Source organism: Telluria sp. AIW5 (genome assembly GCF_056680575.1).
Genome location: NZ_CM155289.1, coordinates 193,452 through 205,478, shown reverse-complemented (window position 1 = coordinate 205,478; position 12,027 = coordinate 193,452). Strand labels below are relative to the sequence as shown.

The following is a 12,027-nucleotide window of genomic DNA, read 5'->3' as shown; positions in this document are numbered from 1 at the left end:
CACCGGGGTCGCGAAGGCCGACGCACCCCTTGGCGCGTGCGTGCGCGCCCCGTTTTGCGCGCCGCCGTGCGCACTGTCCAAGGCAAAATAAGGGGGCGCATCCGGCGCCGACAGGAGAGGACGATGACAGGAAAACCAGCAGCACCGGCACCCAGGCCTGACGTTTGCGGAGTTGCGTCATGCAGCGCGCGCTGATCGTCCTCGGCGTCGTCATCGCCGCCATCGGCCTGGCCTGGCCCTGGTTGCGCCGGCTTCCTTTCGGGCGCCTGCCGGGCGACATCCACGTGGTGCGCGAAGGCTTCAGTTTTCACTTCCCGATCGTCACCTGCATCGTCATATCGATCGTCGTCTCGGTCATTCTCTGGCTGTTCCGGCGTTGACATCCGGTGGCCGGAGGCCGCTTCATCCGCACGGCGAAAGCGCGCCGGGTGGTGCAGGCCGCGCGTGACAATGCGCGCAATTTGGCACCCCCTGCGGATGCTACAGTTGGCGTTTCCATCGCCCGCCGACCCGCATGAAAACGCGCCCACTGCGCCCCCTGCCTGGCCTGGCCTGCCTGCTGATCCTGGCAGCGGCCGCCTGGTTCGCCTTCGACCGCCTCAAGCAGCCGGTCCGCCCGCAAACGCCGGCGGCGCCGCTGCCATATGAGGTCCGGCAGGTCGCCTTCGACAATGCCGGCATCGGCCTCGAAGGCACGCTCACCCTGCCGCGCACGCCCGGTCCCCATCCGGCGATCGTGCTCATTCCCGGTTCGGGCGAGGTGGACCGCGACGGTTCCCTGTTCGGCCACCAGTTCTACCTTGTTCTCGCGGACGACCTGACCCGGCGCGGCTTTGCCGTGCTCCGCAGCGACAAGCGGGGAATCGGCCGCTCGGGCGGCGATTTCGCGAGCGCGACCAGCGTCGATTTTGCGTCCGATATCCAGGCCGGCCTCGCGTTCCTGCGCGCCCGCCCGGAGATCGACGCAAACCGTATCGGGCTGATCGGCCACAGCGAAGGCGGCCTGATCGGCAGTATGGTGGCGGCCAAGGCGCCCGGCACGGCTTTCCTGGTACTCATGGCGGCAAACGGCATCCCGGCGCGCGACATGTTCCTGGCGCGCACACGCCGTCAAATCGGGCAGGGTGCCCCCGGGCGCCTGGAACAGGAGCTGGCCCTGCAACAGGCGGTATTCGCAGCCGTGGCCGCGCCGCGCAGCGACGGCGACAGCAAGGCAGCCGTGCGCAGCCTGTATCTCGCCGCGCAACGCGCACATGGCCGCGCGTTTTCGGAAGAGGAGTTCGCGCCGTTCCTGACCCCGTGGATGCGTACCTTGCTGCGGATCGATCCCGCGCCCCTGATGCGCCAGATCGACTGTCCCGTGCTCGCCCTGGTCGGAGACAAGGACCAGGTCGTGAGCGCCGACGACAACATCCCGGCGCTGCGGCGTGCGCTGGCAGGCAACCCACGGGCCCAGGTACATCGCCTGCCCGGCCTGAATCATTTCTTCCAGGGCGCGCAGACCGGTGACGTGTCGGAAGTGGCCGCTATCGAGGAAACGATCTCGCCGCGCGCACTCGCACTGATCGGCTCGTGGGCGGTGCAGCAAGCGAACATACAGCCGGGAGCAGTACTTAGCGCCGCACCGCGAACACCTGGGTCCAGTAGACAAAGCCCGGCAGCCTGGCGCGGCTGATCTCGTAGCCGGCGCCCATGTCGGTGAACGCCGGGTTCATCAGGTTGGCGCAGTGGCCCGGGCTCTCGATCCAGCCCGCTACCGCTTCCCTGGCGGACGGCTGTCCCGCCGCGATGTTCTCCCCGACGCGGCGCCAGTCGTAGCCGGCTCGCGTGGCGCGCCCCGCGACCAGGCTGCCGTCCGATCCTTCGTGCGCGAAATGGCGGTGCGACGCCATGTCGCGGCTGTGTTCCAGCGCCGCCGCGCCGAGCGCATCGTTCCACGCCACCGGCGGGGCGGCGGAGAAGGCGCGCTCGCCGCAGTTGCGCGGGACGGCGCGCGCGGCATTCACCGCGTCGAGGATCTCGCGGCCCACCACGGCTTGTCCGGGCAGCGTTAACGGCAGCAGCGGCCGGGCCAGCACGATCGTCCATTCGCTTTCCTGGCCGCTTCCCTGGCGAAAAGCGCCGATGTCGCTGTAGGCGGCGTTGCGCAGCACGCGGCAATAGGGCTGGCGGATCGACGCCAGCGCGGCCTCGGCATCCTGCGCGCCGCGCGTGAAAATGATTTCGACCTCGGCCGGGTGGTAGCCGACGCGTTCAAGCTCGTATTCGGGAAAGGCGCCGGGGCCGATGCGCACGCGCGCGAGCAGCGGGTGGCTTGCCAGGGCCGGCGCAGGCGAAGCGCGGGCGCCGCCGCACTCGCCGGGCGCCGCACGCAAGGCATTGATCAGCGCGACGAGGCGGGTGTCGTTCTGCGCATGGGCACTTCCCGCAAGCAGCAGGACGGCGAGGGCGAGGGCAGGGGTGACATGCGAACGGATCATGGCGGGCGGGCGTGTGGTCTGGTCTCCAGCATACCTGCGCGCCGCCGGCCATGGCGTTCCCATCGGCGAAGGCCGGCTACAGCGCGGGGTCCGCCGTAAAACCGCCGCCGAGCTTGCCCATCACGTCGTGCGGTGCCCCATCGCTTGCCAGCATCGGCGAGATGTCCGGATCGCGCGAGAACGCCTCCGCAAAGAAGGAGACGAAGTGGCTGATCTTCAGCGAGGGCCGGCGCGCCGGCTGGAACACGACGTTCAGCGGCAGCGGCGGCAGTTTATAGCGCGTCAGGATCGGTTTGACGCGCCCCGCGCGGATATCCTCCCCATACACCCACTGCGTCGTGTAGCAGATCCCCAGGCCCTCGACCACGGCCTGGCGGATCGCCTCCGAACTGTTCGACTGCAGATGGCCATTCACGCGCACGGCATGCTGGCCGCCGTCCTCGTCCTGGAAGTGCCACTCGTTCATCGTCGCGAGACCGGTGTAGACGATGCACTGGTGCTCGCGCAATTCGTGTGGATGCTGCGGCTCGCCGTGGCGCGCCAGGTAGGCGGGCGAGGCCAGCGCCGCGCGATGGGCGGTGCCGATGCGGCGCGCGATCAGGCGGCTGTCCTTCAGTTCGCCGACGCGGAAGGCGACGTCGATGCCGCCCACCACCAGGTCGACGAAGCCGTCGTCGAGCTGCAAATCGATTTTCAGCTGCGGGTAGCGCTCGAAAAAGGCGGACAGGCGCGGCACGATGTGCAGGCGTCCGAACGCGGCCGGCGCCGCCACGCGCAGCACGCCGGCGATGTCGTTTTCGGTGCGCTGGATCTCGACCCGCGCTTCTTCGAGCGTGTCGAGCACCTGGCGGCAGCGTTCGTAATAACGCTTGCCCGCTTCGGTCAGCGCGTGGCTGCGCGTCGAACGCACCAGCAGTTTCGCGCCAAGCAGGGTTTCGAGAGACTGGATCTGCTTGCTGATGCTCGATTGCGTACTGTGTTCCTCGCGCGCGACGGCCGAGAAGTTGCCGGTCTCGACCACCCGTACAAAGGTTTCCATCAGGCGCAAGCGATCCATATCTGTTCCATCCATTCCTGTCAGGAATAAATCATATCATTCGTTCGGCCTACCCAGTGCCTCTTGGAATACCTATAGTAGCTATTGTCGTGGCCGCCGGCCTTGGCTCGCGAATGTGCAAGGACCGGCGGCCCAGTGATTCCACATCGCTCCAATATTGAACAAGGACAGCACATGACGCACAAACTTTTTGAACCTGCCCGCATCGGCGACATCGACGTTGCCAACCGTGTCGTGATGGCCCCGCTGACCCGCAGCCGCGCCGACGAAGCCGGCGGCGATATTCCGGGCAGCCCGATGAACGTCGAGTACTATCGCCAGCGCAGCAACGCCGGCCTGATCATCAGCGAAGGCACGCAAGTTTCCGCGGTCGGCAAGGGCTACATGGCCACGCCCGGCATTTATTCGGACGCGCAAGTCGAAGGCTGGAAGCCGATCACCCAGGCCGTGCATGAAGCCGGCTCGAAGATCGTCGCCCAGATCTGGCACGTGGGCCGCGTGACGCACCCGCACCTGACCGGCGGCGCCCAGCCGATCGCCCCATCGGCCGTCGCAGCGAAGGTGGTCGCCTACACCCACGCCGGCAAGGTCGACGCGCCCGAGCCGCGCGCCCTGGCCCTCGATGAAATCAAGGAAATCGTCGCCGAATACCGCCGCGGCGCCGCAAATGCGCTCCGCGCCGGCTTCGACGGCATCGAACTGCACGGTGCCAACGGCTACCTGATCGACCAGTTCCTGCGCGACGGCGCCAACAAGCGCACCGACGAATACGGCGGCTCGATCGAGAACCGCGCGCGTTTTGCACTGGAAGTCGTGGACGCCGTGGTCGCCGAAATCGGCGCCGGCCGCGTCGGCATCCGCCTGTCGCCGGTGACCCCGGCCAACGACCTGGCCGACAGCAACCCGCAAGCCGTATTCGGTTACCTGATCGAAGAGTTGAACAAGCGCGGCATCGCCTTCATCCACTTCGTCGAAGGCGCCACCGGCGGCCCGCGCGATATCCCCGGCTTCGATTTCGCCTGGGCGCGCAAGACCTTCAAGGGCACGTATATCGCCAACAACGGCTACGACCGCCAGATGGCGATCGAGGCGGTGGAGTCGGGCCGGGCGGACGCAGTGGCGTTTGGACGCGCCTACATCGCGAATCCGGACCTGGTGCAGCGCCTCAAATTGAATGCGCCGTTCAATACGCCGAATCCGCAGACTTTCTATGCGCCGGGCGAGGCGGGGTATATCGATTACCCAACGCTGGATCAAGCCGCTTGATTGACTGAACCGCGGTAATGAAAAACGCCAACCCGAGGGTTGGCGTTTTTTTTGCGCGCGACAAACAGCAGAGCTGCAGAGCTGGGGTCAGGTCTGGCATTTAGACACGGCCTCAACAATAGCCGGTCGAAGAAGGCAGAGCTCGTGTACGAATGTCAGACCTGACCCCAGTTTTTGGCACGGTACAATCGAACGCACCGTCCACGGAAAACCCGCCATGCATCGTCCCGCCATCGTCGCCGCGTCCCTGCTCGCCCTTGCCGCCGCGCCCACGTCTCACGCCCAGCCGCCCGCTAAAGTCCTGCAAGTCAAAATCGGCACCGCCTCGCCCCTGTCCGGCACCGGCGCCCACCAGGGCAAGGACATCGAAAACGGCGCACGCATGGCGATCGACGAGCTCAATGCCAAAAACATCACGCTTGGGGGCAACAAAGTGAAATGGGTCTTGCAGCCCGAAGACGATGCGGCCGATCCGAAGACCGGCGCGGCCGTCGCGCAAAAGCTGGTCGATGCGAAGGTGGCGGCCGTGGTCGGCCACCTGAATTCGGGCACGACGGTGCCGGCCTCGAAGATCTACGCCAACGCCGGCATCCCGCAAATCTCACCGGCCGCGACCACGCCGCTCTACACCCACCAGGGTTTTAAAACCGCCTTCCGCGTCGTCGCCAACGACAACCTGGTCGGACGCACGCTGGCGACCTGGTCGATCGGCACCCTGAAAGCGAACAAGATCGCCGTGGTCGACGACCGCACGGCTTTCGGCCAGGGATTGGCCGACGAGTTCGTCAAGGGTGTGAAGGCAGGGGGCGCCACGGTGGTCAGCCGCCAGTTCACCAACGACAAGGCAACCGACTTCAACGCCATCCTGACCCAGATCCGCGCGCGCGATCCCGACGTGATTTTCTATGGCGGCATGGATGCCGTGGCCGGCCCGATGCTGAAACAAATGAAGGCGCTCGGGCTGCGCGCGAAACTGGTGTCGGGCGACGGTGTCTGCTCGGAAAAGATGCCGCTGCTGGCGGGCGATGCACTGGCCGACGACAAGGTCTATTGCGTGGTGGCGGGCGGGGTCACGGAAGCCCAGGAAGCCGGCCTGAATGCATTTACCCAGCGCTACCAGCAACGCTACAAGATCCCGCTGCAGACCTACGCGCCGTATGCCTACGATGCGGTGATGGTCTTCGCCAAGGCCATGCAGACAGCGAATTCAAGCGATCCGGCGAAATACCTGCCGGCGCTGGCTGCCATCAAGTATGAAGGCGTCACGGGCCACATTGCCTTCGACCAGAAGGGCGATCTGAACAATGCCGCGTTGACGCTGTACACCTATCGCAAGGGCAGGAAGACCAGGCTGCAGGTGCTGCGCTAAGTACTCAACCGGAAATAAACGTGAGTTCTGGCAGCCAGAAACACATTTATTTATGGGGGAGTGCTTGGCATCAGCAGGTTGCGTCGGTGCGATGCGCGGCGCCTGTTCAGCGATGCGCGGCAAACGTTAGATGGCGAACAGATAGTCAACAGTGTGGCACCCACAGTAGGGAACTTCGTTTCATTTCCGTAGTCATTGCAAGCCGGAAATGAATTAGTTCAACCCGTTTCTGGAGAGAGAGCCATCAATGAAAGCACTTGTCTATAACGGACCACGCGACGTCCAGGTGAAAAACATGCCGGATGCAAAAATCGAGAAGCCCACCGATGTTCTCGTGCGCATTACAACGACCAATATCTGCGGGTCCGACCTGCACATGTACGAGGGCCGTACCGAGATGGAAGCCGGACGTATCCTCGGCCACGAAAACATGGGCGAAGTGATCGCTGTCGGCAAGGCAGTCGACCGCGTCAAGGTAGGCGACATGGTATGCCTGCCATTTAACATCGGTTGCGGCTTTTGCGAAAACTGCGAGCGGGGATTATCGGGCTTTTGCCTGACCTGCAATCCAGGCACGGCCGGTGCGGCCTATGGCTTCGCCGGCATGGGACCGTACAGCGGCGGCCAGGCCGAATTGCTGCGCGTCCCCTACGGCGACTATAACTGCCTGGTGCTGCCGGAGGATGCGCGCGAAAAGGAAAACGACTATGTCATGTTGTCCGACATTTTTCCGACGGGCTATCACGCAACGGAGCTGGCAGGCATGAAACCGGGCGACTCGGTCGTCGTCTACGGCGCCGGTCCGGTCGGCCTGATGGCGGCCACCTCTGCTTTCGTAAAAGGTGCCAGCCGCGTCTTTGTCGTCGACACCCACAAGGATCGCCTGAAACTGGCCGGGAAGATCGGCGCGATTGCCATCGACGACACCGAAGGCAACGGCGTCGAGCAGATCAAGGAACTGACGCAGGGACAGGGCGCCGATTGCGGTTGCGAATGCGTGGGCTACCAATGCTGCAACATGCATGGCAAGGAAGTACCGAACCTGACGATGAACAACCTGGTACAGGCGGTCAAGCCGACCGGCGGCATTGGCGTGGTCGGTGTTTTCCTGCCGCAGGACCCTGGTGCGCAGGACGATCTTGCCAAGGAAGGCAAGCTGGCATTCGACTTCGGCCAGTTCTGGTTCAAGGGCCAGCGTATCGGCACCGGGCAGGCGAATGTGAAGGCGTATAACCGGCGCCTGGCGAACCTGATCCAGGCCGGCAAGGCGACGCCGTCGATGATCGTTTCGCACGAGCTGGCGCTGGAACAGGCGCCGGAAGCCTACGAAAAATTCGACAAGCGCGAAAAAGGCTGGACAAAAGTCATCCTCAAGCCGGGCAAGTAAATCCCGTGCGCCGGCAGCACCGAAGCAATACGGAATCGCAGTAAAAATACTTTCCTTCCGGAGTGCTGGGCCGGCGCGTTCCTCGGCGGTATGGGCATCGGCGATAATGGGGCTATCCATCCCATTTATTTTCAGCCCATGCATCTCGGCCGCGCGCACATCAAGTCTCAGTTTGATGCAGGCACCTTCGCCCGTGGCGAAGCCTATGCGCGCGAGGGCATGGTCATTGGCCTGAGCCGCGACGGCGACCTGATCGATGGCGAAGTGGCCGGCAGCGGTGCTGCTGTCTACCGGCAGCGGATCGAGCTTGCGGCGGGCCCGCACGGGATCACGTTCAAGAGTTACTGCACCTGCCCCATGCGCCATCACTGCAAGCATGTGGTGGCCGTACTGCTGGACTTGCTGGACATGGACGCATCCGTACCGGAGGGCGCGCAAGATGCGTTGCCGGTACAGGCCGAGCATTGGCTGCAGCTGCTGGCGAAGGCGCACGCGCCGGTGCCGGGCCCCAAGGCGAACCCGCCCACGGTGCAGTACCGGCTTGCTTACGTGCTGATCCCGGGCGGGCGCGACGGGACGCCGCGCCTGCAACTGTGCAAGGCCCGCCTGCGCAAGGATGGCAGCATTGGCGGCGCTACCATCCACAGCGATACCACCACGTTGCTGGCATCGGTGCCGGCCCATGTCAGGCCTGACGATGAAGAGCTGATCCGCATGGTGGCCGCCCTGCGTGCGGGCCAGGCCTGCGTGGAGGGCGCCACGCTGGCCGGCCGGATCGGTGCCCGCCTGCTGGACCAGTTGTGCGGGGAAGGGTGGCTGCTGTGGTCTGACAGCGAGGCCGGCCTGAGACGGGGCGATGTCGGTACGATCCGGCCAGGCCCCGTGCGGCGCGCCGAACCTGGTTGGCACGCGGACCGGGCCGACGCCGAATCGGTGGCGCTGGGCTGGCGCTTCGACGACGGCACGCCGGTGGAACACGTACTGGCGACCGATCCCATGGTCTACCTGGACGGGGGCCTGCTGGGCGAACTGGCGCTGCCGGAACAACTCGCGGCGCTGCCGCCGCGTGACCTGCTGAGCCTGGTCCAACAGGCACCGCGCCTGCGTGCCGAACAGCGCGCGCAAGTGGCAAACCGCCTGACAGCGCAAGGCATGGACCGCATCCTGCCCCTGCCGCAGGCAATGCAGACGCGCCGGCTATCCGACATCGCACCCACACCGCAACTGCTGCTCGACAGCCTCCCGCTGCGCATGCGCGGCGGCGATCTGCACTGGCATGATTACGTGGTGCTGTCCTTCGACTACGACGGCATGGAAACCGGCGCCGGCGACGAGCCAGTGCTGCGCAGGATGGTCGGCGACATGGTCGAACTGATCGAGCGCGACATGGGCGCGGAAGCGGCGGCGGCAGCCATCCTGGCCGGTCTTGGCTTTGCGGCGCCAGCCCCGGGTTCCCCGCTCGACGAGTGGGAAGCCAGCTTCGAGCTGCCGACGCAGGCAGCCTGGCTGGTATTCGCGCGCCAGGGACTGCCCCGCTTGCGTGCCGCCGGCTGGCAGATCGATATGAATGGCGATTACCGCTACGACATCGCCGAGACGCAAGAATGGTATGCCGAGGTGAACGAGGAAGGCGAGGGGGCGCAAGCCTGGTTCGCACTCGAACTCGGCATCGTCGTCGACGGCCGGCGCCATCCTTTGCTGCCTTTGTTGCTGGAACTGATACGCACGGCGCCCCGGGAGTTCAGCGCGGCGGCGCTGGCGGCGCGCGACGACAATGAGGAAGTCATTGTGGAATTATTGTCCGGCACGACGCGCGTCGCCTTGCCCTGGCAGCGCATCAAGCCGATTCTCGCTACCTTGGGCGACCTGTATTTCAACGAACGCGCCGGCGATGCGGTGCGCCTGCCCGTCACCGACGCAGCGCGCCTGGCGGAGCTGGAGCAGGCCGCGCAGCTGCGCTGGATGGGCGGCGAGCGCCTGCGCGAACTGGGCAGGAAGCTCGAAGGCTTCACCGGCATCCAGCCGGTCGCCGCTCCCGCCGGTCTGCAGGCGACGCTGCGCGCTTACCAGCAGGACGGCCTGGCATGGATGCAATTCCTGCGCGAGTACGGCTTCGGGGGCATCCTGGCCGACGACATGGGCCTCGGCAAAACCGTGCAGGCGCTGGCGCACATCCTGGCCGAAAAAGAGGCCGGCCGGCTCGACGCGCCGGCGCTGGTCGTGGCGCCAACCAGCCTGATGGGCAACTGGCAGGCCGAGGCCGCCCGCTTCGCGCCAGGTCTGCGCGTCTTGCTCCTGCATGGCAAGGAGCGGGCGGCGCTGTTCGACCAAGTGCCAGCTGCCGACCTGGTGCTGACCACCTATGCCCTGCTCGGCCGTGACGAAGAGGCGCTGCGCCAGCAAGGCTTCCACCTGCTGATCCTGGACGAAGCGCAATATATCAAGAACAGCCGCGCCAGGGCGGCGCAGGTGGCCTGCCTGCTCCAGGCCCGCCATCGGCTGTGCCTGACCGGCACCCCGGTGCAGAACCACCTCGGCGAATTGTGGTCGCATTTCCATTTCCTCATGCCGGGATTGCTGGGCGACGAAAAAACGTTTGCGAGCGGCTTCCGTAAACCCATCGAGAAGCATGGCGACGGTGCCCGCGCGCACCTGCTGACGCGGCGCCTGAAACCGTTCATGTTAAGGCGCACCAAGGACAAGGTCGCCACCGAACTGCCGCCCAAGACCGAGATCGTGTTGCCGATCGACCTGGGCGGTCCCCAGCGCGACCTCTACGAAACGGTGCGCGTGGCGATGGACCGCAAGGTGCGCGAGGAGATCGACCGCAAGGGCCTGGCGCGCAGCCAGATCGTGATCCTCGATGCCTTGCTCAAGCTGCGCCAGGTATGTTGCGATCCGCGCCTGCTGCGCCCAGGCAGCGTGGCCGGTTCGGCCAAGCTGGACACCCTGATGGACTTGCTCGACACCTTGCTGAGCGAGGGCCGCAAGGTGCTGGTGTTTTCGCAGTTCACCAGCATGCTGGCGCTGGTCGAAGACGAATTGCGCAAGCGCGCCGTCGACTACGCCCTGCTCACCGGCGCCACGGTCGACCGCGCCGCGCCGGTGGACGCCTTCCAGGCTGGCCAGGTCGCGGTGTTCCTGATCAGCCTGAAGGCAGGCGGGGTCGGCCTGAACCTGACGGCAGCCGATACCGTCATCCATTACGATCCGTGGTGGAACCCTGCCAGCGAAAACCAGGCGACCGACCGCGCCTGGCGCATCGGCCAGGGGAAGCCTGTGTTCGTGTACAAGCTGATTGCACGCGGCACGCTCGAAGAGAAGATCCAGGAGATGCAGCGCCGCAAAGGGGCCCTGGCCGACGCCTTGCTGGCGCCCGAGTCCGGAATGGCGGGCGGCCTGGGCGCGGACGACCTGCAGGCCATCCTCAGCCTTTCCCTGTCCTGAGACGCGTGCCCGCGCTGGCGATCAAAAGTTGTGCGAGCGCTCGCCCAGGCCGCAGGCAAGATAGGATTTTTTCCGCAGCGCTTCAATCTGGCGCAGGTTGCCCAGCGGTTTGGCGAGATACTCGTCGGCGTATTTGTTGGATGCGCAGGCGCAAAAGCTTTGCCAGTCGCTGCGCACATGCTGCACGTAATCGGTACATGACTGGTTGACCCAGTCATAGATGTAGGAGCGTGGAGCCGGGCAGGTCGCCAGCAGCGACTCGCTGGCCGCGGCCCGGTTGAAGCTGCCCGTGCGCAGCACCTCGTTGCGGTAGCCCGCGCTCAGGCAGGCGCAATCGTGGTGGGACGACATGAAATAATTGGCACGGCAATCCTGTTCGTAGGCGCCGACTTCCTGCTCGAGGGCTTGCGCGCTGCGTGGGGCTTCCTGCGCTCCCGGTGCGGCCATTGGCGGCGCCGCAAGGAAGGCAAGCACGAGCGCAGGTGTGCACTTCATTGAAACCATGTCGGCCTCCGTAAATCTCGGCAACGACCAATGAAAACCTGGACGTCTGTCTATGTGAGGCTTTGGTTACTGCCCGGGCCGAGTGCCGCTGCCGGGTTTGCGGCAAGCGGAAAGCACTGGAAGGCCTCCGCCGCGATATGGGCATCCATGAATTCCCGAAAGACCGCGATCCGGCCGTCCTGGATCGTGAAGATGTGGACCCAGTCGCTTTCGAAATCCTGGCAGGTATCCCTGGCGGTCCAGGCGCCGTGTCCGAGCACGACCACCTTGTCGCCCTGGGCGATGAATTCGTTTGGCGTGAATTCGCGCACCGCGAGGTGTTCGGCCGCCTGGCCGAAATATTCGGCCACCTGATCGGCCCCATGCCGCCTGCCGGTGAAGGAAAGAACGGCCGGGCCCGGTATTTCCCAGTCGATCTGCGGTGACATGCAGGCGAGCACGCCATCCACATCGCCGCGTCCGTAAGCGGCGTAGGCTTGCTTGACCAGCTCGGTATTCTGCTGCGCGTTCATCGTCG

At 65.4% G+C, this 12,027-nt stretch carries 10 protein-coding genes; 6 read left to right on the top strand and 4 right to left on the bottom strand.

The annotated features are described in order from the left end of the window. Positions 1 to 179 precede the first annotated feature (179 nt). Together AC1MEM_RS00915 and AC1MEM_RS00910 are read left to right on the top strand one after the other, a co-directional pair. On the top strand, positions 180 to 380 hold the full coding sequence (locus AC1MEM_RS00915; RefSeq protein ID WP_499474819.1) for a DUF2905 domain-containing protein: 201 nt from the start codon (positions 180 to 182) through the stop codon (positions 378 to 380). Between the two features lie 134 nt (positions 381 to 514). Next, positions 515 to 1,675, top strand: a complete 1,161-nt coding sequence (locus AC1MEM_RS00910) for an alpha/beta hydrolase family protein (protein WP_499474818.1) — start codon at positions 515 to 517, stop codon at positions 1,673 to 1,675. On the opposite strand, the gene AC1MEM_RS00905 is transcribed toward AC1MEM_RS00910, so the two are convergent. Together AC1MEM_RS00905 and AC1MEM_RS00900 are read right to left on the bottom strand one after the other, a co-directional pair. Further along, on the bottom strand, positions 1,614 to 2,480 hold the full coding sequence (locus AC1MEM_RS00905) for a CAP domain-containing protein (protein ID WP_499474817.1): 867 nt from the start codon (positions 2,478 to 2,480) through the stop codon (positions 1,614 to 1,616). The two genes, AC1MEM_RS00910 and AC1MEM_RS00905, sit on opposite strands and share 62 nt — an antisense overlap. A gap of 76 nt (positions 2,481 to 2,556) precedes the next feature. Beyond that, positions 2,557 to 3,537 carry a LysR family transcriptional regulator gene (locus AC1MEM_RS00900; protein ID WP_499474816.1) on the bottom strand — a complete coding sequence of 327 codons (981 nt, stop codon included), beginning with the start codon at positions 3,535 to 3,537 and terminating at the stop codon, positions 2,557 to 2,559. A 174-nt stretch (positions 3,538 to 3,711) separates the two neighbouring features. Between AC1MEM_RS00900 and AC1MEM_RS00895 the strand changes: the two genes are divergently transcribed. The 4 genes from AC1MEM_RS00895 to AC1MEM_RS00880 all read left to right on the top strand — a co-directional run bounded on the left by AC1MEM_RS00895 (position 3,712) and on the right by AC1MEM_RS00880 (position 11,006). Next, entirely contained in the window at positions 3,712 to 4,803 is a 1,092-nt protein-coding gene (locus AC1MEM_RS00895; RefSeq protein WP_499474815.1) for an alkene reductase, read from the top strand. 217 nt (positions 4,804 to 5,020) lie between these two features. Beyond that, complete coding sequence (locus AC1MEM_RS00890) at positions 5,021 to 6,172, top strand: branched-chain amino acid ABC transporter substrate-binding protein (protein ID WP_499474814.1); 1,152 nt, start codon at positions 5,021 to 5,023, stop codon at positions 6,170 to 6,172. A gap of 247 nt (positions 6,173 to 6,419) precedes the next feature. Then, positions 6,420 to 7,559 (top strand): glutathione-independent formaldehyde dehydrogenase, encoded by a 1,140-nt coding sequence (locus tag AC1MEM_RS00885; protein WP_499474813.1) that lies wholly within the window; start codon positions 6,420 to 6,422, stop codon positions 7,557 to 7,559. Positions 7,560 to 7,697: 138 nt separating this feature from the next. Then, positions 7,698 to 11,006 carry a DEAD/DEAH box helicase gene (locus AC1MEM_RS00880; protein WP_499474812.1) on the top strand — a complete coding sequence of 1,103 codons (3,309 nt, stop codon included), beginning with the start codon at positions 7,698 to 7,700 and terminating at the stop codon, positions 11,004 to 11,006. 21 nt (positions 11,007 to 11,027) lie between these two features. Here AC1MEM_RS00880 and AC1MEM_RS00875 read toward each other — a convergent pair whose 3' ends face one another. Beyond that, positions 11,028 to 11,510, bottom strand: coding sequence for a hypothetical protein (locus AC1MEM_RS00875; protein WP_499474811.1), 483 nt, complete (start codon positions 11,508 to 11,510; stop codon positions 11,028 to 11,030). A 50-nt stretch (positions 11,511 to 11,560) separates the two neighbouring features. Next, a complete protein-coding gene (locus AC1MEM_RS00870; protein WP_499474810.1) occupies positions 11,561 to 12,022 on the bottom strand; it encodes a nuclear transport factor 2 family protein in 462 nt (153 codons plus the stop codon). Positions 12,023 to 12,027 lie beyond the last annotated feature (5 nt).

Excerpts from the sequence above, each read along its gene's own strand:
- AC1MEM_RS00900 (WP_499474816.1), bottom strand. The coding sequence starts at position 3,537 with ATGGATCGCTTGCGCCTGATGGAAACCTTTGTACGGGTGGTCGAGACC.
- AC1MEM_RS00875 (WP_499474811.1), bottom strand. The coding sequence starts at position 11,510 with ATGGTTTCAATGAAGTGCACACCTGCGCTCGTGCTTGCCTTCCTTGCG.
- AC1MEM_RS00890 (WP_499474814.1), top strand. The coding sequence starts at position 5,021 with ATGCATCGTCCCGCCATCGTCGCCGCGTCCCTGCTCGCCCTTGCCGCC.
- AC1MEM_RS00880 (WP_499474812.1), top strand. The coding sequence starts at position 7,698 with ATGCATCTCGGCCGCGCGCACATCAAGTCTCAGTTTGATGCAGGCACC.
- AC1MEM_RS00915 (WP_499474819.1), top strand. The coding sequence starts at position 180 with ATGCAGCGCGCGCTGATCGTCCTCGGCGTCGTCATCGCCGCCATCGGC.
- AC1MEM_RS00895 (WP_499474815.1), top strand. The coding sequence starts at position 3,712 with ATGACGCACAAACTTTTTGAACCTGCCCGCATCGGCGACATCGACGTT.
- AC1MEM_RS00870 (WP_499474810.1), bottom strand. The coding sequence starts at position 12,022 with ATGAACGCGCAGCAGAATACCGAGCTGGTCAAGCAAGCCTACGCCGCT.
- AC1MEM_RS00905 (WP_499474817.1), bottom strand. The coding sequence starts at position 2,480 with ATGATCCGTTCGCATGTCACCCCTGCCCTCGCCCTCGCCGTCCTGCTG.
- AC1MEM_RS00910 (WP_499474818.1), top strand. The coding sequence starts at position 515 with ATGAAAACGCGCCCACTGCGCCCCCTGCCTGGCCTGGCCTGCCTGCTG.
- AC1MEM_RS00885 (WP_499474813.1), top strand. The coding sequence starts at position 6,420 with ATGAAAGCACTTGTCTATAACGGACCACGCGACGTCCAGGTGAAAAAC.